Source organism: Psychrobacter sp. FME5, assembly GCF_014861375.1.
Classification (GTDB): domain Bacteria; phylum Pseudomonadota; class Gammaproteobacteria; order Pseudomonadales; family Moraxellaceae; genus Psychrobacter.
In genome coordinates this window covers 33,186-56,177 of the sequence record NZ_RRYX01000005.1, presented here as the reverse complement: position 1 = coordinate 56,177, position 22,992 = coordinate 33,186, and the positions used below count along the sequence as shown (strand labels likewise).

The following is a 22,992-nucleotide window of genomic DNA, read 5'->3' as shown; positions in this document are numbered from 1 at the left end:
GATGTATCCTCATTTACCTATTGAATGTCTAATTAATGTTCAGTTGATGATGCAAGTGACATATAAACTATCGTCAGCATCATAAATACGAACGCTTGGAGGGTAATAATTAAGATGTGGAAAATAGCCCACGGTACTGATAACGCCCACTGAATCCAAAATGGCATTAGGGCAATCAGTATGAAAATCAACTCACCAGCATACATGTTACCGAATAGACGCAGACCTAATGAGATAGGCTTGGCTATTAAAGTAACAAACTCTAAGATAAAGTTGATGGGTATTAAAATAATTTGTACGATAGGATTCTTAGCACTGAACGGATGCAGTGTTAGCTCGCCAACAAAGCCGCCCAACCCTTTTTCTTTGATACTATAAAATAGTATCAGCGCAAAGACAGAGAATGACATGCCGAGCGTGATATTAGGATCAGTGGTTGGAACAATCTTAAAGAACACATGATGTGGATCACCTCCACCCGCCCCCATTGCTGCGCCGATTTGTCCGGCAAGCGCTGGGATAAAGTCTACCGGCAGCAAATCCATCAAGTTCATCAAGAAAATCCAAACGAAGATGGTTAATGCTAAAGGCGCAATCAGCTTTGAGGTGCCACTATAAGAGTCACGCACGTTGTTATCAACGAACTCAACGATCATCTCAACCGCGGCCTGAGTTTTACCCGGCACGCCTGAAGTGACCTTTCTAGCGACCATCCAAAAGATAGCGCAGAAAACAATGCCGAGACCAATTGACCAAAGCATAGAATCAAGGTGGATAGCTTTAAAACCCATTAATCCTGCTTCTTCGGCAGTATAGGCAACTTTCCAACCTTCGCCCGGCAGATAGCCGTACGTCCAGTTCGTTAAGTGATGAGAGATATAGTCTGTGGTTGTTTGCTCGCCTGCCATAATATAAGCTTCTTATTAGTCAACGATTTACTCAACTACCCAAAAATACGGTTGTCATCTGATGAGGTCTTTAGCGCTTGAACCTGCAGCATTTAAATGCAGATAAACAAACGACGCTAAAGCGCCTCTATAAGCAATAACATCCAACCCATAGTTCTGTTACTTATGCTAAATTTAATAGCTGATAATAAATTTTAGCTACCAAAAAAGGGCTCATCATTATTCAGTAGTAGCCCTTTAATATGTACAGAAAATTATCATATATTGTTTATTCAACTCTTCTAATCACGATAAACGCTTAATGCAGCGCTCGTAACCAAGATATTTAGCCGCCTATATTAATGCAGCGTTGTATTCGTGTAAAGTCAATTGTGACTTTTTTATCCGCTGTATGAGTAAGTTAGCTGTGAGTCGCGTTTGCTAAAAGGCTTTTGCGTCATTAATTAAATTGTAAGAATTTAATTAGTGACGCTATCAATAGCCAAATTAACGCTATTGCACCCACATTATTGGGTATTATATGCGTTTCAAACGCTCATTAGTAATGTCATCAGACAAATTTTCATGCTTCGACGTTATACAACTAGTCATAGAGAAGCTGGACAGCGGGGTGACTTGCTAGTGTCGGTTATAATTTGGCTATTTATATATACAAATCACCTCTATATAAATAAAAATCATTTATCAATACTAACGTATATGCCACAACATCCAACTGTGACTAATTTGCATTACCATAAAACCGATAAACAGCGCAGGCGCGGATAGGGGTTGTACGGTAATAAAAATTAGTGCGAAACCAAACACGGTCAACAGCCATTTGGCCATTTGACCCCGATATAGCTGGCTAACAATATATAAGCGCGCGCGATATCCGGTATACCAAAAAATAAAAAAAGCAAATACCACTTGAGTGGCAAAACTAAGTAGCGCACCAATAGCGGCGCTTTTTGCTACTACCAGCGCACTATGTAACCAAATAGTATCTAATATCCAAGCAATAATAATAAGGATAAATAGTATCCATGCTTGGCGCTTGATATAAATGCCAATCTTATCTTTTTGTGTGCGTTTGGCAGGCTTGGTCATCGGTAGTCCTATCGCCTTACAGGATTGGGGTAAGGTAGCAATCTAACACAGTCGCGACGCTGTTACTTTTATCCGTGAACGGCCCACTCTATAGGGGTTACCTTTTAACCAAAATAAAACGCCACTCATTATAAGGACCGACCGACCGTTAAGCAAGAAAAATATACCTTTTACCAGTCATCTATTCTTACTATCTGCAAATGATGCTCTAATCAATACTCTATCAAAAGCTTCTGTATAAGCGCTTTATGATATGCATTGATATATCTGCTGCGCCATCGCCTGCCAGCCGCTGACAAAGTCTTTGCTATTACTCATATCTTCTGCCTGAACGGTGGTCTGTACAGGTTGTAGTTTGGCTAACAATCCTTTAGCAGGTTGGCTTGGCGACACAAGGCACATTTTCTTGTCCGGGCGCTGCTCATTGAGCCAGCGTAATTGGCTCGCTCTTGGCGCTAAATGATGGTCAGTACTTAAGCTACCGATGAACGTTAGCTGTAAGCTGCTTTCGATATATTGATAAGCATCGTGATAAGCCCAATATGGTCGCACTTTTTGAGTAGCATTTTTATTGGTTGCTGCTACGGCTTTATCCAGTCGTTGAGCAAATTTTTGGGCATTGGCATGGTACAGCTTTTTATATTGCGGATTGGCATGACTATGAATCACCGCAAGAGCGCGAGTCATGGCTTTGGCATTATCAGGATCGAGCCAAATATGCGGGTCTAAGGTGTCAGCAATAGGTTTACCTTTTATATCGCGCAAAGGATGACGATGAAAAGCATCAAACTCAAACAATGCAATAGCATTGGGCGCGGTATTTAAGCTCGCTGCCAAGTTTTTTTCTAGTGGCTCACCAAACCAGACCACAAACTTACTGTCCTGAATGGCTTTGATATCGCCAGGACTGATACTACCATGGTGACCGACCTCCCCTGCCTGCAATAATTGCTTGGCAGGCGGCGCACCCTCAGTGACTGCCTGACTTAACAAAAACAAAGGATAGTTACTCACGCTGACTGTGGCGGCTTGGGCATTAACTGCCAAAGTGCCGAGCATTACTATTCCAGTAATGAGCAGTCGCTGTAGTATAATGCGTGAGCGTAAAGAGTCGTTAAAGACTGAGTTCATAGTCGGTTCTTTAATGTATGGATGATAGAAATATACGTAGATAAATTAAGACCGTTTATCTGATTTTGGTTTTAGTATGTTATACTATAACAATATAAATTACTATACTTAAAATGCCATTCCATTTTTAGGAGCTTGTGCTATGTCGACTACCTCACCTAATTGTGAGCATGTGCACGACGTGCAAGATTTTACGCCTCAGGATGTGTCTGAGCGCCTAATCGCCGCAAAAGAGCAGTGTCGTCTACGCGGTGTGCGCTTTACCCCCTTACGTCAGCAGATTTATACGCTGGTATTGCAAGCCAATAAACCAGTGGGTGCTTATGATTTAATCACCCAATTACAGCACATGCGTCTATCAGACAGCGATAATAAGATTGATAGCACAAAGAATGTTGCACCGCCGACGGTCTATCGCAGTTTAGAGTTTTTATTAAGCGAAGGTTTGGTACATCAACTGACCTCTATCAATGCGTATGTACCTTGCTGTCACCCAAGGGCGCAGCATACGGCAGCGTTTTTAATCTGTGAGCAGTGTCAGCGCGTACAAGAATGTAGCAGCTTGCCCGTACAAGAGATGATGGGCTTTGCTGAGCAAGATATTGGTTTTATCGTTGAACGCAGTGTCATTGAGCTGAGCGGTCGTTGCCAAATGTGCCAGTAAAATAACGACCCTTGATGATAAGTGTTTATCATCAAATTTTATGTATATCCTTTACTAACCCACTCGTTGTCATATTATGAGCCTGTCTACCTTACCGTTTAATCAACCGAGCGCTTCTGTTATTACTGGCAATAGCATTAATAGTGTTAGCAAACTGCTGAGCTTAAATAACGTTAGCTTTGATATTAACCAGCAACGCTTGCTGTCAAATATTAATATCGACATTGCTATTAACGAAACGGTCAGCCTTATCGGGCCTAATGGCGCGGGCAAGTCAACGTTGGTCAAACTTATTTTGGGCTTAATTGAGCCGACTGATGGACAGATTACACCCCACCAGAAATTACAGCTTGGCTATGTGCCGCAGCGGTTTGCTGTACCACCAATACTGCCATTACGTGTCCGCGATTTACTAGCACAAGCAGACAAAAAACGCTTAACGGCTGAGCAGCGGCAGTTTATCTTTGATAATTTATCATTGACCCATCTGCTATCGCGGCAAATGCTGCACCTTTCGGGTGGTGAAACGCAGCGGGTATTGCTGGCACGCGCATTATTAGAGAAGCCCAATTTATTAATTTTAGATGAACCGATGCAAGGGCTGGACCCTGATACCGAGGTTTGGCTGTATCAATTTATCGATGAATTACCAGAGTTTTTACGCTGTGCCATGCTGGTGGTATCGCATGATTTACATTGGGTGATGAAAGGCAGTCGACGGGTGATTTGTCTCAACAAGCATATCTGCTGTGAAGGTCAGCCCAGCGAGCTTGCTATTAGCAGCGAATTTCAAAAGCTGTTTGGCCATCATTATGAGCAGCCTTATGTACACCAACCGCACGCCTGTGAGCATCACGCGCCAAGCGAACTCGAATTATAATAAAGCCTTAAACCTTTATAAAAACTATTACGGATACTTATTATGAGCGCTTGGTTAGCCATCATTGCCCCTGCTTGGATTGCTGGCAGTATTTTAGCCTTATTATCAGCGCCTTTAGGTTGTTTGGTATTGTGGCGACGCATGGCATTTTTTGCTGACGCATTAGCTCATGGAACCTTACTTGGCGTGGCCTTGGCAGTCTGGTGGCAGTTGCCAATGGGTATAGGCATTGCATTAGTCAGTGTCATGGTGGTGCTGGGGCTGGTGCTCATTGATGATGAGCGTCTGCCCGTCGATGCGGTACTGGCAGTGGTTGCGGTGTCATTGCTATGTCTAGGCTTATTGGCTTTGACCCAGCTAACTGACCAGCAAGCAAACGTACTGGGGTTTTTATTTGGTAATTTGCTGGAGCTTGACTGGGCAGACTTACCGTTACTCGCTGGTAGCGTCATGGTTGGATTGGGTCTGCTTACCTATATATGGCCAGCGCAAATTAAGCTTGCCACCCACGAAGCATTGGCACGTATTCAGGGTATCAACCCCACACGCCAGCGGCTATTTTTTATGGGCGTACTAGCAGGGTTTTGTGCGATTGCTCTACAGGCGGTTGGTAGTTTATTAATCAGTGGTTTATTGGTTTTACCAGCACTGACGGCACGCTTATATTCAGCATCACCAAAACAAATGGTCATTATATCGCTAGTAATCGCGCAGCTTGGCGTCACTTTAGGCGTTTGGGGTAGCATTTGGTTGGATATTCAGACGGGTCTCTCTATCGTCTTGATATTAGCAATTTTATTCTTTATGGCGCTTGCTGTCTCAAAGCTAATGACCACAAGGTTTTGGTCAGCACGTCGCTAATCGCTTCGTAGTATGCGTAATATAAAGGCGGTTATTTACTGTTTTATCCAACTTTATTTTATCAATATAGCTAGAGCTTTCATTGACGTTATGTTATAAAATTGCCCTAATATGCCTATTGGTAATAACAGCTTGGTAATAGCAATGAGAAACCAATGACTATAACTCGTTCAATGTATTTATATTTATTCTAGCGATAATACTTATTTTGATTCGATAAGGGACTGACCCAATGCCAAGCTATCCTGTGAATAAAATCAGCACGCCAGATGCACAATTGAATATACTACAAATCACTGACTTGCATTTATCAACGCCTGTGGTCTCCACTGCCGATGATAATGATGAGGACAGTACTAAAAATGGCGAGGTAACGGTTTGTCAGCACCGTTTTGAGTCCGTGCTACAGCAAGCATTGAGTGGCGATATCCGCTGTGATTTGATTGTCGTGACTGGGGATTTGGTTAGTGAGGTAATTCCTGCTATCTATGACCATATTTTTAAGGTATTACAAGCAACGGGCATTCCTTTTGCTTGTATCGCTGGCAACCATGACGTCACTGATGAAAGGGGTAGTGACTTACCCTTTTTTCAGCGCGAGCTCATCGCACGGCCGACCGATTCACGTTTACTGAGCCAACATGTTATTGAAAGTGATCACTGGCAGGTTTTGTTATTAGATTCATCTATGGCTGGCAAAGTAGAAGGTGAAATTACCCCCGCCGCCATCGATTGGCTATGCGAGACCCTCAGCGCTTGTGATAAGCCTACATTAATTGCCGTGCACCACCACGTCATTCCTATAGATTCTGACTGGATTGATACCCATATGGCAGACAATAGCGAGAGTTTTTGGCAGCATATGGCAAAATTCGAGCAATTAAAAGTCATTATTAGTGGTCATACCCACCAAGAGCAAGTGCGTCATCGTCAGGGGGTTAGCGTTTATAGTACACCGTCTACCTGCTATCAGTTCAAACCCTTCGAAGATGATTTTTCCTACGACACAAACGCATTGCCAGGGTATCGTTGGTTGCAATTAGCCAACAATGGAAAGGTTGCAAGCTGGGTTGAAAGACTGGATACTTGATGCCCAGATTTATTGGCACCATTAACGCTGACAGCCCTTATTTTTTAGGCTTTTAGCTGATACTGCTTGATTGAACCATAAGATAGCTGACAAAGTAGAAATGTGGTCATTATAAAAAATAGCTTCATTATTATTAAAAACAATGTTACAACTTATAAAATAAAACGAAGACCACCTGATATTTAATAATAAGCAAAACTATAGTAGCTAGGATGGCTAGATCGACCACAAGCTAAGTTTCTACAGTCAGTAATATGCAGCACTATTTAAACCCTGTTATTTAAATAAAGCAGTTTAAATAAAAATAGACATAACCATATACCTGAACATTGATATGTTGCTATGAGCATTTTGAGATAACCGTACTATTAGATCAGCTGTGTTACTTGTGTTACCAAGTGGTAAAACGTTTTATAAAGGGACAAATTATAGCGTTTGGTAAATTAATAACGTCTTGTCTTTTGATACGTCGTTTTATTGAATCAATTTGAAAAAGTAGGATACCCATATGAGCACCGTGACTACGAATCCGAGTGAAGTTAAGTTTACTCCTTATGTGCCGGGCAAAGACGAAGAGTATATGTCTGATGCACAGTTAGAGCACTTTAAATCTATTTTATTGGACTGGAAAAACCAACTGATTGGTGAAGCGGATCGCACCAAGACTTATATCCAAGATGAGTCAAGTGCCATGCCAGACATCAATGACCGTGCTACCCAAGAAGAAGAGTTTGCCTTGGCGCTGCGTACACGTGACCGTGAGCGTAAGCTGATTCGCAAAATCGACAAATCTATGTCAGAAATCGAAAACGAAGACTATGGTTTTTGTGAAACTTGCGGGGTAGAGATTGGTCTGCGTCGTTTAGAGGCACGCCCAACAGCGACGCAATGTATCGACTGTAAGACTTTATCTGAAATTAAAGAACGCCAGAACCAAGGCGCTTAAGCAACCTACTGTTAATGTAGGTATAAAAATATAAGTACAAGCACGAGCGACCATATTAATATGGTCGCTCGTTGTGTTTTGGCTTAATAGCTTTGTCATTACTGGCTTTGAGATTGGCAACTGATAACCAATTCAAAACTTCGCATCTTAAAAAAAGCATGGCTGACACAATCAGCTATATCTTTAGAACTCATCCTGCTAACAAAACAGCCGCATTTAATAAATATCTTTTTACGCTAATTTTTATTATCCTACCTTCTATCCCATTTACCGATAACCATCAATTTTAAAGTCCATCCAAACTTCTATGTTAACTCAAACCTCATCATCACAGCCTATCGGTCGTTTTGCCCCCTCACCGACTGGTGAGTTACACCTTGGCTCACTAACGACAGCGATTGCCAGCTATTGCCATATAAAATCATTGGGTGGTAAATGGCTATTACGTATCGAAGATACTGATACCGAACGCTGTGACCGACAGTTTACTGAACAAATTTTAATTGATTTGGAAGCGCTTGGATTATACTGGGATGGCGATGTTATTTATCAGTCTGAACGCATTGATATTTATAATGATTACTTGTCTTCCTCTCTGCAATCGCTGACTTATGGCTGCCAATGCTCACGTAAAGATTTGGAGCAATATTGGGCACAAAAGGAACCAAGCAAGCATCACGATGCTGTCAGTTCGCTACAACCAAATAGGACGCGTTATCCGCGCCGCTGTGTCGGCGCTGACCTTGATAGACAACAACATAAGTTACGTATCCAACTGCCAGATTATAGGATTGGTTTCAACGATGGTATCCAAGGTATGCAGTGGGATAATCCGCAGCAAACATTAGGCGATATGGTGGTGCGCCGCCAAGATGGCATGATCAATTATATATTGGCAGCCAGCCTCGATGATGGTCTACAACAAATCACACATATTATGCGCGGTTTGGATATTTTACCCATGACCACGGCACAAATCAGTATCATGCAGGCCGCTGGTTTGCCTGCTATCGATCATTGGTCTCACTTGCCACTGATATGTCATTCTGATGGGCAAAAGCTCTCCAAGCAAAATCTGGCTCAACCCATCGATACTCGTAACCCAAGTCAGCTTATCACTGACGCTTTACAGCTCTTACAGCAACCAACGGTCGATAGAGATACACCTAGCAATATGCTAAGACAGGCCGTTGCCCAATGGGACAATACGCCACTACAGGGCAAACAGCAGTTAAATATACCCAATGGATAAAAGACGAAAAACAAGCAATAAAAAGCGCCACCAATAGCGACGCGTTTTAAACTATTCTAACGATACTAATAATAACGGCACTGGCTTTTTTCGATTTCAGGGCTTTCTTTGTAAATCTTCAGTAATAGCGCGACCATCACTAAACTAATCAGCATCGATGAGCCACCGTAACTGAAAAACGGCATGGTTAAACCTTTGGTCGGAATTGCGCCCATATTCATCGCCGCATTAATAATTGTCTGCGCAATAAACACCACACCGATACCAAAAGCGGTATAACTCATGCGCATCTGCCGACGCTTGAGCGCGTTATAACTGATACGCATCGCACTGCCGATAATCAGCGCCTCGAGCAACAGCACCATGCTAACCCCAACAAAGCCTAGCTCTTCACCAGTGATGGCCAATAAAAAGTCGGTATGAGCCTCGGGCAGATGCGACAGTTTTTGTACACTTTCGCCATAGCCAACACCTGTAAATTGCCCACGACCAAAAGCAATCAAACTGCGCGCCAGCTGATAATCCGTATCTTGTACATCATCAAACGGATCCATAAACGACATCACTCGGACTAACCGATACTCTGCTGTCGTAACCATCAACACAGCACCGCCAATAGCAGCAGCACCTAGCGCTAAGAAATGCTTGTAAGGGGCACCCGCAATATAAAAAATCGCAAAGAGCGTACCAAGTATCACCACAAAAGAACCAAAGTCTGGCTGCGATAATAACAGTATGGTGATGAGCGCGACCACTAACATAATCCGCAAAAAACCATCCAAACCATTACGGACCTCAAAAGAGCGACGCACCACAAAGTCAGAGACAAACACAATCATGACCAGTTTCGCTAACTCTGCTACCTGAAAATTAAAACCGCCTATCGTTAGCCAACGTTTGGAGCCATTGATAGGCGTACTGAACAAGGTCGCCACTAATAGCATGCCCGTAATACCCAGCAAAATAAACTGGGTTTCGGTTTTATATAGCAACCGTAAAGACACGCTATAATAAGGAACCGCAGCGATAATCAAACCTATCGTCATATACAGCAGTTGGTTTTTGAAAAAATGCAGCTCTGTCATTCCGCGACTGAGTGCAAAAGGAATAGAAGCAGAAGCCACCATCAATAAACTAAGCACCAGCATACAGCCGACACTCGATATTAAGATGGCGCGTGCTGACGGCATAGAAAGGATACCATCTGAGCCAGAGGCTGGCTTTGATTGAGAAGAAGAACGAAAAAAAGAAGAGATCGCCATAATTTTATATACACTAACGAACGAAAAAACACGGCGTCTATCAAACGCCACCGTTTAAAAAATAAAGTAGATCGCACCAGATAGCTGTCGTATCAGATAGCTAGGGCGTGTCCTCAATCTGACTGGTCATCATCGACAGTAGCAGCAATTTATAAGCAAAACAATCATTTATAGTTGATTCACTTTAAAACCGATATAAGTGCTACTGGAGTAAATTTTTTGCAGCCTTTAACCAGTAGTCATACTATCGGCACGCGCCAGATTTAGTTGGTCAACCAGTTGATTAAAATGCTCACCGCGAGCCGCATAACCGCTATATTGATCGAAACTGGCACAGGCTGGTGATAATAGCACCGCTTGCACTTGTGATAGGCTACTTACAGTTACTTGTTGAATGGTGTCAAAGGCATTTTCCAAAGACTGGCATTGGTGTAGCGCTACGTCATCACTTAAGTTGGCTGTACGCAGGTGCTGCTCAATTTGCTGACTATCTTCACCGATAAGCAGTAGTTGACTAACGTACTGATTGATAAAAGGGGTCAGCTCGCCAAATTCTTGACCTTTGCCTTGCCCACCCAAAATCAATAATAGCTTGCCGTCTTTTGGCGCATAGACTGCACCCAGCCCTTCGATAGCGGCCATCGTCGAGCCAATATTGGTGCCTTTTGAATCATTAAAATAATCAATATCAGCCACATTTGCCACATATTGGCAACGATGCTCAAGTCCAGTAAATTGTTGCAAGGTATCTAGCATGCTATCAACTGGCAATCCTGCCAGCTCGCCTAACGCTAACGCTGCTTGCGCATTGAGCAGATTATGACGGCCTTTAATCAACAGTTTATCTGCCGACAGTAGTTTTTCTGTACCGCGTGCAAGATAAATATCGCCTTCAGAGTCAGTGATGAGACCATATTGATTCTCGTCAGGGGCATGAATGCCCGTACTCACTCTGGGTAAATTATCAGCCACCAGTGGGCGCGTCAATGCGTCTTCACGGTTAATAACCACAGATTTTGCACCCTGAAAAATACGGTGCTTGGCTTGATGGTAGCCGAGCATATCGCCATGACGGTCTAAATGGTCAGGCGACATATTAAGCACCGTGGCGACTTGTGCGTTTAAATCGGTCACGGTTTCTAATTGAAAGCTGGACAGCTCAAGTACCGCCAACTCCATATCGGTATTATCCAGTAATGTTAGCGCTGGTACACCAATATTGCCACCGACACCGACATTGACCCCAGCATCTATCGCCATTTGCCCAACCAACGTGGTCACAGTGCTCTTAGCATTAGAGCCGGTAATCGCTACGATCGGTACCGTACAGGCATCACAAAATAGCTGAATATCACTGACCACTGGGACATTGGCTTGACGTGCGGCTGCAACGGCTTCGGTCGCCAGAGAAATACCAGGGCTAATAATAATCCGTGTGGCTTGCTGCAATAGCGCTGCGTCAATCGTACCAAACCGGCGGATATCAATCTCATCAGGTAACTGATCCGCTAGTCTAGGTACTGCCTGAGCATCAGTGACCGCTACTTGATAACCTTGCGCCACCAGATAGCGAGCGACAGATAACCCAGATTGCCCCAAACCAACCACGACTTGTAGACCACTGCCTTTATGAAGTAAGGCATCTGTTGCAGTGTTGGTGGTCATATCTATTCCTTCTATTAGATGTGCAAAATGGCATCAAAAAATCTAGCCTATAAAAAAGCCAAACGATACCATCAAGATGAGAAACATCATAACGGTATCGTTCAGATTTCGGTACTGGTTTTTTACGGCGTTATGCTATTATGCGCCTGTTTTTATATTAAGTGGCTAGTGCTATAATAGCTGCCCTAATCTGTCAGTGACCAGAGACTTACTCTGGCCGTTTTAGTTTAGCATGTTGTCACAGTTAGCGCGCTGTTGTCACTTCTCTTTGGCAAAATGGCTATTGTGGACGAATCATGCATGGACGGATCATGTCGAACGGCTACTTTTATTTGACAGATGATTTATTATCTTCTACCGCAGCAAGTCATTGCTGACTCTATTCGTTATTGTAGGTGTTGTTTTTGAATAGCCTACCTTAACTACCCAATTCCAAATAATTTTAGGTAAACTCACTAAATTTATCATCGTATCGATTATTGATGAGCGTATTAGTGATACCAGCAAGTAAATCAGTAGACATATTTATTACGATGTTTTTTATGACAGTACCTTTTATAACCGTGTTTCTTATGACCGTACCTTTTATGACAATGCCTCGATAATTCAATGCCGCAACATGACACAGCGCCTGTTGCCGTAAAAGAAAGATGAATAGCTATTCTTATAGCGACGCGATCATTTTATGAATGAGTAATGATTACTTTTTTTGCCTCTAACCCTATGCAGTTTACTTATGACATCTTTTATTGATAACTTACGTGACGAGTGGTTTTCCAATGTTCGCGGTGACGTTTTATCAGGCCTAGTCGTTGCACTGGCGCTAATCCCTGAGGCCATTGCCTTCTCTATTATCGCTGGCGTTGATCCAAAAGTCGGCTTGTATGCCTCATTTTGTATCGCGGTAGTGATTAGTTTCGTCGGTGGTCGTCCAGGCATGATTTCGGCGGCAACAGGGGCGATGGCACTGGTGATGGTCGATTTGGTCGCCGAGCATGGTTTGCAGTATTTATTGGCTGCCACCTTATTGTGCGGCGCTATTCAGGTAGTAATGGGCATCTTAAAGCTCGGGAATTTGATGCGTTTTGTTTCCCGCTCTGTGGTCATTGGCTTTGTCAATGCGCTAGCGATATTGATCTTTGCCGCCCAATTACCAGAGCTTAACCCAATGACTGAGCGCGTCGGTATGACCGTTTATATCATGACAGCAGCGGGCTTGGCGATAATTTACCTGTTCCCGCTCATTCCTAAAATTGGTCGGGTGATTCCATCGCCGCTTATTTGTATCGTGGGATTAACCGCGGTCGCGATGTATATGAACCTTGATATTCGTAACGTCGGTAGCATGGGTGACTTACCAGACTCCCTGCCGATGTTTTTGTTGCCTGACATTCCATTGAACCTAAACACCTTACTAATCATAGCCCCTTATTCTATCGCGTTGGCTATCGTTGGTTTGTTAGAATCTATGATGACGGCGACGATCGTTGACGAGTTAACAGATACCCCCAGTGATAAAAACCGTGAGTGTCGCGGTCAAGGGATTGCTAACGTGGTCTCAGGTTTCTTTGGCGGTATGGCAGGTTGTGCGATGATTGGTCAGTCAATGATTAACGTCAAATCTGGCGGACGTACGCGCCTATCTACTTTGATAGCAGGTATCGTCTTGCTCATTATGGTGGTGTTTTTGAGTGAATGGGTCAGCCAAATCCCAATGGCAGCGCTGGTCGCGGTGATGATTATGGTCTCTATCGGTACCTTTAACTGGCAGTCTATTCGCGAGTTCAAAACACACCCGATGTCCTTTAATATTGTCATGCTAGCGACGGTATTGACCACGGTCTTTACCCACAATTTAGCCTACGGTGTCGGCGTAGGTGTGCTGCTATCTGCATTGGCATTTGCCAATAAAATCGGTCAATTCTTAACCATATTTAGTGAATACGACGACAGTAGCAACACCCGCTATTATTATGTACAAGGACAGGTTTTCTTTGCGTCTACGACACAGTTTTTACATAGCTTCGACACCAAAGAAGCCTTGGATAGCATCCAGATTGATGTCAGCCAAGCCCATTTTTGGGACATTAGTGCCGTTGACACCTTGGATAAGCTGGTTATGCGCTTGCAACGCGAGGGCATTGATGTCAAAGTAGTTGGACTAAATAATGCCAGTCGTACGCTGATTGATCGCTTCTCTGTTCATGATCGCCGCGATATTGGTTTGCTGGATTGAGCAAAAAGTCTGCGTCTACATCCTACACTATCGTGTTAATCATCAATGTCTCATAAATAAACAGTTAAACAAACAATTGAATAGACAGCTGCATTGGTAAAGAGGATGAGGCGTGAGCATTGCCTCCCCACCCTTTTTACCAATGTAGCTGTATTTTTGGTATTGAAATGATGTGGTGCCCTTATGAGTAATTTGAAGCCAGATAGCGTGATTGCTTGCTTAGACTGTCCTGATCACGTGCAAGCCGTTTTAGATGCAACCATGTGGGCTTCAATCCGCCTACAAGTGCCGATCGGGCTACTACATTCAGTGCCAAGCTTACAACAAAAAGCTGCCGTTGATTACTCATGCTGTCTCAATATTGATGATGAAAACACTTTATTAGATCAATTCACTGCAAAAGAACATTCGAGTAATAGTGAACTAAAAGCCCAGGGTAAGCTTCTCTTACACCAAGCAACCACTTATTGCGCGCAGCAGCACCCCAAACTCAAAACCTATACATTGCACCGTCATGAACACCTCAATGAGAGTATCGATTATGTCGATGACAAAGCACAATTAATCGTTATCGGACATCATGTTACCTGTAAATCGACATTGAGCCAGTTAATTCGTGTCAGTCACTGCCCCATTTTGGTGACTCATGCCCCATTTTTGCTCCCTACTACCGCATTATTCGCCTTTGACAATAGCCCAACATCTCATAAATTGCTCAATTGGCTGTGCAAAACGCCGCTTATTCGGGCTTTAACCGTGCATATTGTCATGGTCGGAAAAGAAAACTCAGAGAATTGCGACGCGCTACGCGAAGCTTATGCACGCCTCAAACAAGCCGGCATCAAATCTAAAAAGGCTTTGCTAGATTGCCGTGATGTTACCGCGGCTTTAAATTACTATCAAAACGAGAATGATATTGGCCTACTAATGACAGGGGCATTTGGTCAATCCCGTCTGCGTGAATTACTCCAAGGTAGCGACACCAAAAAGCTACTAGGCAGCACCAAAACACCATACCTACTCTTCCCTAAAGCTTAGACCTAGATTCATCCATATAAGACAACAACCACACCTATCCTATTAAAAGCAGAGGCTTTACTCTAATATCAGTCTCTGCTTCTCACGCCATAATATTTCACCAAATCACCCTGTCAATTTATCAAATCAGTACATGAAATGGCAGGATAGCCTCCCCAAGCACCTAGAAAGTTGGTTATAATAAAGTTTTCGTTGGTTTAACGCTAAAGGTTGATTACTATTCTTTACGCTTATAGCAACGGGTTTTATTGTTACACTATGAGCAATTTTTTACCATTACCATAATTATTTTGAGCAAATACGGTTAATCCTGCCTTCCCCTTGAGTAGGTTTAGCCCAATCTTTGAATAACTCGTGGTAAGCATAGCCGCTGGTAAACATAGCCGCGATACAATAAGGCACAACACTTCTATCCATCAACTTATGGCATCACACAAATAAGGAATTTTTTATGAAGCTAATCACTGCGATCTTAAAACCATTTAAGCTCGATGATGTACGTGAAGCGCTTTCTGACATCGGTGTCAAAGGTGTCACTGTCACCGAAGTTAAAGGTTTCGGTCGCCAAAAAGGCCACACTGAGCTCTACCGCGGTGCAGAATACGTAGTGGATTTTTTACCCAAGGTAAAAGTCGAAGTGGCGGTCGTCGATGAAATGGTCGAGCCTGCTATCGAAGCCATCACTCGTATTGCAAGCACTGGCAAAATCGGCGATGGTAAGATATTTGTGACCAATCTTGAACAAGTCGTTCGTATACGTACGGGCGAGACAGGTCCTGACGCTATTTAAAGCCTGAGAACGAATAATAAGTACAGACTGATAGAGCATACTGATAACTGATTGCATCAATTCAAGGGGAATTAATATGCATTATGGAATCTCATCTCGAGCTTGTAATATAAACATGTTGAGCTTATACCAAAACTAGAACCATAAATTAAAGTTAGAGCCATAAAAAACCCCATAAAACCTTACGGTAATGTGGGATTTTTTATGGCTCAAGATTAAACTTGATAGTAAAAATAAGCGATGGACTTATTTCTTTTTCCACTGCTGACTACGTGAGAATGGACCAATATAACCTTTTAAATTTAACGTACTGCCACTTAGTTGTGCAGTCATACGGTAGTCCTTGCCTTTTTCAGGGTCAGTAATCGTACCACCGCTATATTTACCACCGCCATCAGCTTTCAGACCAGAGATAATGGTCATACCGACGTGTTTCTTACCTTTGGCTGAGTTAGTTGCGATGAGTTTACCTGTCAACACACCATTTGACTCAGTGATTTTGACCGTGCCTTTTGGCTTGCCATCGTCATAGGTCTGCCAGGTAGTATTGGCTAATGGATCAGCAGCAAATGCCATAGTGGCCATACTGATACCAGCCGCAGCTAAAGCAGTTTTTGTAAGTAATTTCATAAATTGACTCCCTTCATTTATACAGTGGTTACTCGAAACGTTATGTTTCTAATATTCTATGCTTATCCTTTGCTAGAATCTTTTTTAAAGCTTGACGGTTATATTTAATGACCGTGTCTACTCATAGGCTTTTGTCCAAAGATTTGAACGGTATAAGCGATGTCTTGACCCATTATAAGCAATTTTTAGATTTTGCCTAGTAATTTTTTTATACTTTATTATTTCTATAAAAACAAAACCATATCAAAGAGTTACAGGAAAGGGTTGTCTATTTCTTTGCCTGTCTGGTCATCCTTTTTCTTTGACTTAATATCATTGTTGTTATAAGGCTCGTTAGTCTCAAAAGCTTGCATAATTTTGGTTGTTAGCTCGTGTAACTGCTCAGCTTGCTGATATCCAGACGAATCCAACGTCAGATCAATATCTCCATAAATGATGATTTTATCTTTTTGGTTCTCGATAACCAGCTCTCCAATCTGCATACTTTGGTGGTCATTAGCAAATGGTTCAATCATTTATAATATCCTTTTTATAAATCGTATCTTACGTTATTTTTCAATATCATCCGTTTTTGATCACATACAGACGTTTCACGCCTGCAGTTGTGTGAGCACCCATTCTAGTATTGCCAACACAAACAATATCCAAGTGGGCTCTTCTACGGGCTCATCTGGTATGTCTGAACGTTCACCCGCCTTCAATGGTAAATCAAACGCTTGCGCTTTGGTCTGAGGGTCTAGTACGGGTAAGACATCGATACCAATCTCAGTAGTCAACGCATCGATACTAATGACTTCTATACGCTCTGATTCATCATTCGGTGCATAGTACACTCCCGCTTGATTGGTCGCTGGGATATAAACCGCTTTAAAAAAATGACTGGGCACCAGTACGCGGTCAGCAAGCTGTTTGGTTTTTTTGCCAGTAAATGCCACTCCTGTGATGGTATAAACTTCACCATACTGCTGGGTCAAATAGCGAGTGGCAGACTCAATATTACGCCAAATATAGCGATTATTACGTGGAGATTGCGGGGCAATATTAGCCAGACTAAAACTATCATACTGTTGGCTACGATTGGCCATATCACCATTAGGGGATAGATGACCGCGATCATAACCAGAGCCTGAATAATCAGACAGTTTAGCGCGCATGGACTTCGGTAAACGACTCTCTTCATGAAAGCTGTCTTCACGATCGATTTTTTTGGCTTGCTGCAAGCGCTTGCGGTCCAAATATTCGGCTGACCACAGCGGCGTACGCGATACACCAGAATACATGACAGCAAAACCATCAAAACATAATGACTGGGTATCTTTACTCAGTTTAGGATTAGTAAATTCGGGATAGATACCACCATAAAAGGACTGGCTACACTGGGTAAAATCGTCGGCGTACGCTGAGCTCATACTGAGTATAGCCGTAAACACTGTCATTATTATGTTATTTGTAAGCCTATATTTAGGCTTGCCAATACTTATCATTCAACTTTCTACCATTTATGCTTATTATTACGTGCATGCTATCCTAGCAGGCATCTAACAATCAAGAAAGATAGGGCGCAAGTGGTGACTTTTTAAATGGTATCCGCTATACTTAGCCAGTCAAAAATCAGTGTCGTCCAAAAACGCGCTGTCTAAACGGTGAAGTGGGTGAGTGGCTGAAACCGCACGCCTGGAAAGTGTGTATACGTTCATAGCGTATCGAGGGTTCGAATCCCTCCTTCACCGCCAATCTTACTCTGCTTTATCAAAGCCTCTAGTTTTACCACTCTATCCAAATTTTTAAAAACATCTGCTAAGTGTTAAGCAGTAACGCTTAACTTTATCTTGCCTGATTTTTCTAGTTATTCCTATTTAAACTTATTTACTAAACCCCGCCCGCGCCTTTACTGGACGCCTCGCTGTTTTTTCTCAGTATCCCAGCTGCTATTTTTTGAGTATCAGCCACTACTGTCATCGACATGAATGCCCTATCTCCATGAGCGCTGATGGGTCTTAAACAGCTCATCCGTCAATATCTTATAATCAAAATATTATATTTTACTAAAAATCTAAGTTAACGGTAGCTAGCTCAAGGATTATATCGTTGGTATTATAATTATCTTGCAGTTCATTAAACACAAGCAGTTTTCAGCTATGTGCAAAACCTTACTCATCCGTATACTCCTACTAATTGTCGGTATCATCATCACCATAGACTGCGCTGTATTGATGATTATTGGCAAGATTAACTTTGGCTCAGTAGTGCCATTTATTATTGGCGTAATTTTTGTCATTCATGGCATTTACTGGGAACGAATTCGCCGTTTCATCAGGCATAACCCTCTATTTAAGCGAGTATGGTATGGCTTATGGGGTTTGTTTATCCTGTGGCTTATCAGCTTTATGGTGTTTGTTTGGTCACTGCAGCAGCAGATTGAACGAAGCCAGCAACCAGCGCCGACAGTGGCAGCTATCGTTGTATTAGGTTCAGGCACAGTCGCAGGCAAACCCACTCCTACCTTAGCCAAGCGCTTAGATACTGCGGCGCCTCTCATTGATGCACAACCAAACGCCATAGTAATAACCAGCGGTGGTGTTGGTTTTCAGCGTAGCCGTAGCGAGGCTGATATCATGGCGTCCTACTTACACGAGACGCACCGCATTCCGTTTGAACGCATTCTACAAGAAGGTAAAAGCACCAGTACAGAAGAAAATTTAGCCAATAGCCAAGCCCTATTAGCGGCGCAAGGTATCTCTATTACTGACCCTATTGCTATCGTTACCAGTGACTTTCATACCATTCGCGCAGCCAGCATTGCGCGACATCAAGGCTATACACACTCCATCACTGTCGCCAGTCCAACACCGTTATCCATTCGTTATAATGCTTGGTTCCGTGAGTATTTTGCTTTTGTCAGCGGTTGGTTATTCGGCGAATATTAACGCGCCTTATGATACGGTGTCGTAGTGCTATTATCAGTGGAAACCAAAAGCAATCGATTGTTACGTTTTAAAAAGGAAGTCAGACATGGATTGGGCAGGTATTTTTATTCACAACACCACTTGGGCGTTCGCGGCTGAGGTGGCTCTACGCGCAGCGGTGATGTTTGGTCTCATCATCATGTTTTTACGCTTTACGGGTAAGCGCGGCGTGCGTCAGCTGTCTATCTTTGAGCTGACCATTATTTTATCACTAGGCTCTATCGCTGGTGACCCCATGTTCACCGAAGATCTACCGATTATCCAAGCTGTGATTATCATGAGCGTGGTGATTGGCCTGTACCGCCTATCTACTTGGTTTATGATGAAGTACCAGCCTTTTGAATATTTATTGGAAGGCAAGCCCGTCTATATCGTCGAAAATGGACTGTTGGTACTGGAGAAAATCAAGCAAGGCAAGATGTCGCATGATGAGTTTTTTAGTGAGATGCGCAGGCAGGGAGTTGAGCATTTGGGGCAAGTTCGCATTGGTCTGCTTGAGACCGATGGCAACTTTAGCTTGATATTATACCCTTTAGATGACACCCGTTATGGTCTGCCGCTATTCCCTAAACCTTACAAAGCCGTCACACAAGTAGAGCCAAACTTTCGTTATGCTTGTATGTACTGCGGTAACGTCGACCATCTCACGCGCGCTGATGAGTTATGTATGCGCTGTAAAAATAAAAGCAGGCGTTGGGCGAAAGCAATCAACAATGAAATCGTGACTTAGGGCATGTCCTAAGGAGTATCCTAGTAAAAAAGCCACATTCTTATTTTTTATAGGCTTATGTTGCTACCGTATTGATACTGGTACTGGTACTAATATGGATACCAATCAACACGGTTGATATTTTTGAGTGCGTTATAATCAGTAAAAATTGCCGATAAAAACTGCCGATAAAAAATAACGGATAGCCTCATGCTTTTGGATATTTTCTTAACCATTCATTTTATCTTGCTGATATTAATTTCATTGCGTGTTCTGTCTCGCCATGACTTAACCTCACCTGCACGGTTGGCTTGGATTGTCATCCTTTTCATTTTGCCTTATCTTGGCGTTGTGGTTTATTGGATGTTTGGCGAGGTGCATTTAGGACGTAATTTTACCCGCGAGCGTGAGCAAACGATTGATAGACTGCGTGCACGTAATCCCGAGGTGCTTGGCAGTCATTCAGCATTGGTGCAAGCCGTCAAACCTGAGTATCGAGCAGCGTTTGCCTACTCTGCCAATGCCACAGGCTTTCATACAACGGTAGGCAACCAAGCGGAGCTAATGGCAGACGCAAGCGAGACGCGCAGACGCATGATTGCTGATTTTGATGCGGCGACTGATCATATCCATGTGTTGTACTATATTTGGCTGATTGATGGTATGGGTATCGGTACGGCCCAAGCATTGATACGGGCAGCAAAGCGCGGCGTCACCTGCCGCGCCATGGTTGATGGGATGGGTTCACGTAAAATGGTGCGCTCAAAGTTATGGCAAGAAATGAAAGACGCAGGTGTCCAAGTCAGCGTCGCCCTACCGATCAGCAATATCTTAAAGGTGATGATGTTTAGTCGTATTGATTTGCGTAATCACCGCAAGATTACCGTGATTGATGGCAAAATTGGCTACTCTGGAAGTCGCAACTGTGCCGATCCTGAGTTTTTGGTCAAGCCTAAATTTGCACCGTGGGTGGACATTATGCTGCGAGTCGAAGGACCAATCGTAGCGCAAAATCAGATGCTATTTGCCAGTGATTGGCTAAGTGAAAACCCCTATACGCCACTCGAAAGCTTCGCATACTACACACAACCAACAATTAAGCCCCATACAGAGCCGCAGGGGTCTTATGCTATAAAAAATGAGGTAGATAACGATTCAAATGTTGTTTTAAACAATGATGAAAAAGTGCACAACGGCTTTGCCGCACAAGTATTCTCTGACGGACCGACACAGCGCCACGGTACCACGCCGCAGTTTTTGGGTGCATTAATTAGCCAAGCACAGCGCAGCCTCATTATATCAACGCCCTACTTTGTACCTGACTATTCACTGGTCAGTATTTTATGCGCCACAGCCTACCGCGGTGTAGACGTTACGATGATTTTTCCACAAAATAACGACTCTATCGTTGTTGCTGCCACCAGCCATAGCTACTATTGGCAACTGCTTGAAGCCGGAGTGAAAATCTATGAGTACAAGCCAGGCTTATTACATGCAAAAACCTTGACTGTCGATGGGGAGATTGGCCTGATTGGCTCGACCAATTTAGATTTGCGTAGCTTTGATTTGAATTATGAAAACAACATCGTTTTTAGTGATAGAGCACTTACCCCTGACATCGTTGAGCGTCAATATCAGTATATTGCTGACTCTGATGAGGTGACCCGTGAGCAGGTCGAAAACTGGCCGCTGCCCTACAGGATTTGGAATAATATCGTTGCGACAATGGGACCTGTGTTATAAGTGGCATTTTAACGCACTTAGACGACTATTCGTTGAAACTCACTGAATTGAGGACACGCCCTAGAGTAAGGTCGCCATCCAATCATTTAAAAAGCGTACTCCTCATTTAACAAGCGCTCCATTCATTTGAAAAGTACTTTATATATCTTATATATCACCACTCTTTTGCAAGACATACACTACAAACTTGGCCTCTGTCTGAAATGGCGATGTCTCGCTACTGGCGAGCAAGGCTTGCCGATTTTCTGCGCGAGCACGATAAGCATAAGGCGTCATGGTCATCAAATCAGCCAAATCATCTGCCGATAGTCTCAGTACCGTACTGACACGATGTGTACCTATCAGCGTGAATAATGGCGCTAACTCTTGTAAGAACTTATCAGAATCATGCTCGCGTACACTATCAAACAATGCCTCACGCATCGTTGCTAAATGCCCAACATCAGGCTTGGCTATGATTAAATACCCTGCATCAATCAATACATCAGAAAACGCCTCTGGCAAAATAGGGCTAAAAATACTACTGATACCTGTCACGCTATGAGCACGCAATGGCAGATGAGCCGCACTAGTCACCAATGGATAAATGGCTGTCTTAGCAGCGCTATCTTTGTCTTTTTGATACCATAATTGACTGGCTGCCTTGCTGACTTTAGCAAGCGTAGACACGGCAGGCTTGCTGATATCAGCCGCTATCAGCGTCTCTATGACATCTGCTCCCATTTGCGCCATTGCTTGGGTATAGTATCCCTCACCGCAACCGATATCCAACCAATTGACAGCACCTTTATCTCGCTCCGCCACCGATGTTGTTACTCGCTCATATTGCGCCAACAGTTGCGCCATTTGCTGCCCAATTAACGCTTGTAATGGCTGATAATGCCCTGCATTCAAAAACCGTTGACGTGCATCGATAGAGGCTTGGCTATCACCAGGCGCTTTGGACTTCTTTTGTTGCACTGGTAACAGATTGACATAGCCCTGACGCGCCACGTCAAACGGATGCGAGGTTTGTTTTGGATGCAAGCTGCCATCACAGCGCCATGTATCAGTTGCTGGCTGCATGGGTGAGTGGCAAAGGGGACAAATAAATAAAGACACGGGTTTCTCAAAATCATACAAATATGGCTGT

Annotated in this window: 21 protein-coding genes and 1 tRNA gene; 13 read left to right on the top strand and 9 right to left on the bottom strand. The window is 43.3% G+C overall.

Annotation, left to right across the window (positions count from 1 at the left end; translation table 11 throughout):
* Nucleotides 1-32: 32 nt before the first annotated feature.
* The 3 genes from atpB to EI161_RS01830 form a co-directional block, all read right to left on the bottom strand.
* Complete coding sequence (gene atpB, locus EI161_RS01840; protein ID WP_192522980.1) at nt 33-908, bottom strand: F0F1 ATP synthase subunit A; 876 nt, start codon at nt 906-908, stop codon at nt 33-35.
* 690 nt (nt 909-1,598) lie between these two features.
* Nucleotides 1,599-1,997 (bottom strand): ATP synthase subunit I, encoded by a 399-nt coding sequence (locus EI161_RS01835; RefSeq protein ID WP_192522979.1) that lies wholly within the window; start codon nt 1,995-1,997, stop codon nt 1,599-1,601.
* A gap of 246 nt (nt 1,998-2,243) precedes the next feature.
* On the bottom strand, nt 2,244-3,128 hold the full coding sequence (locus EI161_RS01830; protein ID WP_192522978.1) for a metal ABC transporter solute-binding protein, Zn/Mn family: 885 nt from the start codon (nt 3,126-3,128) through the stop codon (nt 2,244-2,246).
* Nucleotides 3,129-3,270: 142 nt separating this feature from the next.
* Between EI161_RS01830 and EI161_RS01825 the strand changes: the two genes are divergently transcribed.
* The 6 genes from EI161_RS01825 (at nt 3,271) to gluQRS (ending at nt 8,821) form a co-directional block, all read left to right on the top strand.
* Nucleotides 3,271-3,792 carry a transcriptional repressor gene (locus tag EI161_RS01825; RefSeq protein ID WP_192522977.1) on the top strand — a complete coding sequence of 174 codons (522 nt, stop codon included), beginning with the start codon at nt 3,271-3,273 and terminating at the stop codon, nt 3,790-3,792.
* Nucleotides 3,793-3,868: 76 nt separating this feature from the next.
* Nucleotides 3,869-4,672, top strand: coding sequence for a metal ABC transporter ATP-binding protein (locus EI161_RS01820; protein WP_225735179.1), 804 nt, complete (start codon nt 3,869-3,871; stop codon nt 4,670-4,672).
* A gap of 42 nt (nt 4,673-4,714) precedes the next feature.
* Nucleotides 4,715-5,533 carry a metal ABC transporter permease gene (locus EI161_RS01815; RefSeq protein WP_192522976.1) on the top strand — a complete coding sequence of 273 codons (819 nt, stop codon included), beginning with the start codon at nt 4,715-4,717 and terminating at the stop codon, nt 5,531-5,533.
* A 232-nt stretch (nt 5,534-5,765) separates the two neighbouring features.
* Nucleotides 5,766-6,623 carry a metallophosphoesterase gene (locus tag EI161_RS01810; protein ID WP_192522975.1) on the top strand — a complete coding sequence of 286 codons (858 nt, stop codon included), beginning with the start codon at nt 5,766-5,768 and terminating at the stop codon, nt 6,621-6,623.
* A gap of 508 nt (nt 6,624-7,131) precedes the next feature.
* Entirely contained in the window at nt 7,132-7,569 is a 438-nt protein-coding gene (gene dksA / locus EI161_RS01805; protein ID WP_192522974.1) for an RNA polymerase-binding protein DksA, read from the top strand.
* Between the two features lie 307 nt (nt 7,570-7,876).
* On the top strand, nt 7,877-8,821 hold the full coding sequence (gene gluQRS, locus EI161_RS01800; protein ID WP_192522973.1) for a tRNA glutamyl-Q(34) synthetase GluQRS: 945 nt from the start codon (nt 7,877-7,879) through the stop codon (nt 8,819-8,821).
* A gap of 65 nt (nt 8,822-8,886) precedes the next feature.
* Here the strand turns inward: gluQRS and EI161_RS01795 are convergent, their stop codons facing one another.
* Together EI161_RS01795 and murD are read right to left on the bottom strand one after the other, a co-directional pair.
* Nucleotides 8,887-10,083, bottom strand: coding sequence for an FtsW/RodA/SpoVE family cell cycle protein (locus EI161_RS01795; protein ID WP_192522972.1), 1,197 nt, complete (start codon nt 10,081-10,083; stop codon nt 8,887-8,889).
* A 228-nt stretch (nt 10,084-10,311) separates the two neighbouring features.
* Complete coding sequence (gene murD, locus EI161_RS01790) at nt 10,312-11,748, bottom strand: UDP-N-acetylmuramoyl-L-alanine--D-glutamate ligase (protein ID WP_192528839.1); 1,437 nt, start codon at nt 11,746-11,748, stop codon at nt 10,312-10,314.
* A gap of 736 nt (nt 11,749-12,484) precedes the next feature.
* Between murD and EI161_RS01785 the strand changes: the two genes are divergently transcribed.
* The 3 genes from EI161_RS01785 to EI161_RS01775 all read left to right on the top strand — a co-directional run bounded on the left by EI161_RS01785 (nt 12,485) and on the right by EI161_RS01775 (nt 15,812).
* Nucleotides 12,485-13,984 carry a SulP family inorganic anion transporter gene (locus EI161_RS01785; RefSeq protein ID WP_192522970.1) on the top strand — a complete coding sequence of 500 codons (1,500 nt, stop codon included), beginning with the start codon at nt 12,485-12,487 and terminating at the stop codon, nt 13,982-13,984.
* Nucleotides 13,985-14,167: 183 nt separating this feature from the next.
* On the top strand, nt 14,168-15,022 hold the full coding sequence (locus EI161_RS01780; RefSeq protein ID WP_192522969.1) for a universal stress protein: 855 nt from the start codon (nt 14,168-14,170) through the stop codon (nt 15,020-15,022).
* Nucleotides 15,023-15,473: 451 nt separating this feature from the next.
* Nucleotides 15,474-15,812: a P-II family nitrogen regulator gene (locus tag EI161_RS01775; protein WP_192522968.1), complete on the top strand. Its 339-nt coding sequence runs from the start codon at nt 15,474-15,476 to the stop codon at nt 15,810-15,812.
* Nucleotides 15,813-16,058: 246 nt separating this feature from the next.
* Here the strand turns inward: EI161_RS01775 and EI161_RS01770 are convergent, their stop codons facing one another.
* The 3 genes from EI161_RS01770 to EI161_RS01760 form a co-directional block, all read right to left on the bottom strand.
* A complete protein-coding gene (locus EI161_RS01770; RefSeq protein ID WP_192522967.1) occupies nt 16,059-16,442 on the bottom strand; it encodes a DUF2147 domain-containing protein in 384 nt (127 codons plus the stop codon).
* A gap of 251 nt (nt 16,443-16,693) precedes the next feature.
* On the bottom strand, nt 16,694-16,957 hold the full coding sequence (locus EI161_RS01765; RefSeq protein ID WP_192522966.1) for a hypothetical protein: 264 nt from the start codon (nt 16,955-16,957) through the stop codon (nt 16,694-16,696).
* A gap of 75 nt (nt 16,958-17,032) precedes the next feature.
* On the bottom strand, nt 17,033-17,851 hold the full coding sequence (locus EI161_RS01760; protein WP_225735178.1) for a DNA/RNA non-specific endonuclease: 819 nt from the start codon (nt 17,849-17,851) through the stop codon (nt 17,033-17,035).
* Nucleotides 17,852-18,084: 233 nt separating this feature from the next.
* Between EI161_RS01760 and EI161_RS01755 the strand changes: the two genes are divergently transcribed.
* The 4 genes from EI161_RS01755 to EI161_RS01740 all read left to right on the top strand — a co-directional run bounded on the left by EI161_RS01755 (nt 18,085) and on the right by EI161_RS01740 (nt 21,860).
* Nucleotides 18,085-18,175, top strand: a tRNA-Ser gene (locus EI161_RS01755).
* Between the two features lie 405 nt (nt 18,176-18,580).
* Nucleotides 18,581-19,369 carry a YdcF family protein gene (locus tag EI161_RS01750; RefSeq protein WP_192528838.1) on the top strand — a complete coding sequence of 263 codons (789 nt, stop codon included), beginning with the start codon at nt 18,581-18,583 and terminating at the stop codon, nt 19,367-19,369.
* 85 nt (nt 19,370-19,454) lie between these two features.
* Nucleotides 19,455-20,138: a DUF421 domain-containing protein gene (locus EI161_RS01745; RefSeq protein WP_192528837.1), complete on the top strand. Its 684-nt coding sequence runs from the start codon at nt 19,455-19,457 to the stop codon at nt 20,136-20,138.
* A gap of 189 nt (nt 20,139-20,327) precedes the next feature.
* A complete protein-coding gene (locus EI161_RS01740; protein ID WP_192528836.1) occupies nt 20,328-21,860 on the top strand; it encodes a phospholipase D-like domain-containing protein in 1,533 nt (510 codons plus the stop codon).
* 147 nt (nt 21,861-22,007) lie between these two features.
* On the opposite strand, the gene EI161_RS01735 is transcribed toward EI161_RS01740, so the two are convergent.
* Nucleotides 22,008-22,961: a putative RNA methyltransferase gene (locus EI161_RS01735; RefSeq protein WP_318779356.1), complete on the bottom strand. Its 954-nt coding sequence runs from the start codon at nt 22,959-22,961 to the stop codon at nt 22,008-22,010.
* Between the last annotated feature and the right edge of the window lie 31 nt (nt 22,962-22,992).

Bases quoted from the DNA above. Each gene is read 5' to 3' on its own strand.
- gluQRS (WP_192522973.1), top strand. From the start codon at position 7,877: ATGTTAACTCAAACCTCATCATCACAGCCTATCGGTCGTTTTGCCCCC.
- EI161_RS01785 (WP_192522970.1), top strand. From the start codon at position 12,485: ATGACATCTTTTATTGATAACTTACGTGACGAGTGGTTTTCCAATGTT.
- EI161_RS01740 (WP_192528836.1), top strand. From the start codon at position 20,328: ATGCTTTTGGATATTTTCTTAACCATTCATTTTATCTTGCTGATATTA.
- EI161_RS01750 (WP_192528838.1), top strand. From the start codon at position 18,581: ATGTGCAAAACCTTACTCATCCGTATACTCCTACTAATTGTCGGTATC.
- EI161_RS01765 (WP_192522966.1), bottom strand. From the start codon at position 16,957: ATGATTGAACCATTTGCTAATGACCACCAAAGTATGCAGATTGGAGAG.
- murD (WP_192528839.1), bottom strand. From the start codon at position 11,748: ATGACCACCAACACTGCAACAGATGCCTTACTTCATAAAGGCAGTGGT.
- EI161_RS01775 (WP_192522968.1), top strand. From the start codon at position 15,474: ATGAAGCTAATCACTGCGATCTTAAAACCATTTAAGCTCGATGATGTA.
- EI161_RS01795 (WP_192522972.1), bottom strand. From the start codon at position 10,083: ATGGCGATCTCTTCTTTTTTTCGTTCTTCTTCTCAATCAAAGCCAGCC.
- EI161_RS01810 (WP_192522975.1), top strand. From the start codon at position 5,766: ATGCCAAGCTATCCTGTGAATAAAATCAGCACGCCAGATGCACAATTG.
- EI161_RS01820 (WP_225735179.1), top strand. From the start codon at position 3,869: ATGAGCCTGTCTACCTTACCGTTTAATCAACCGAGCGCTTCTGTTATT.
- EI161_RS01760 (WP_225735178.1), bottom strand. From the start codon at position 17,851: ATGAGCTCAGCGTACGCCGACGATTTTACCCAGTGTAGCCAGTCCTTT.
- EI161_RS01825 (WP_192522977.1), top strand. From the start codon at position 3,271: ATGTCGACTACCTCACCTAATTGTGAGCATGTGCACGACGTGCAAGAT.
- EI161_RS01830 (WP_192522978.1), bottom strand. From the start codon at position 3,128: ATGAACTCAGTCTTTAACGACTCTTTACGCTCACGCATTATACTACAG.
- EI161_RS01770 (WP_192522967.1), bottom strand. From the start codon at position 16,442: ATGAAATTACTTACAAAAACTGCTTTAGCTGCGGCTGGTATCAGTATG.
- EI161_RS01835 (WP_192522979.1), bottom strand. From the start codon at position 1,997: ATGACCAAGCCTGCCAAACGCACACAAAAAGATAAGATTGGCATTTAT.
- EI161_RS01780 (WP_192522969.1), top strand. From the start codon at position 14,168: ATGAGTAATTTGAAGCCAGATAGCGTGATTGCTTGCTTAGACTGTCCT.
- EI161_RS01815 (WP_192522976.1), top strand. From the start codon at position 4,715: ATGAGCGCTTGGTTAGCCATCATTGCCCCTGCTTGGATTGCTGGCAGT.
- EI161_RS01745 (WP_192528837.1), top strand. From the start codon at position 19,455: ATGGATTGGGCAGGTATTTTTATTCACAACACCACTTGGGCGTTCGCG.
- atpB (WP_192522980.1), bottom strand. From the start codon at position 908: ATGGCAGGCGAGCAAACAACCACAGACTATATCTCTCATCACTTAACG.
- dksA (WP_192522974.1), top strand. From the start codon at position 7,132: ATGAGCACCGTGACTACGAATCCGAGTGAAGTTAAGTTTACTCCTTAT.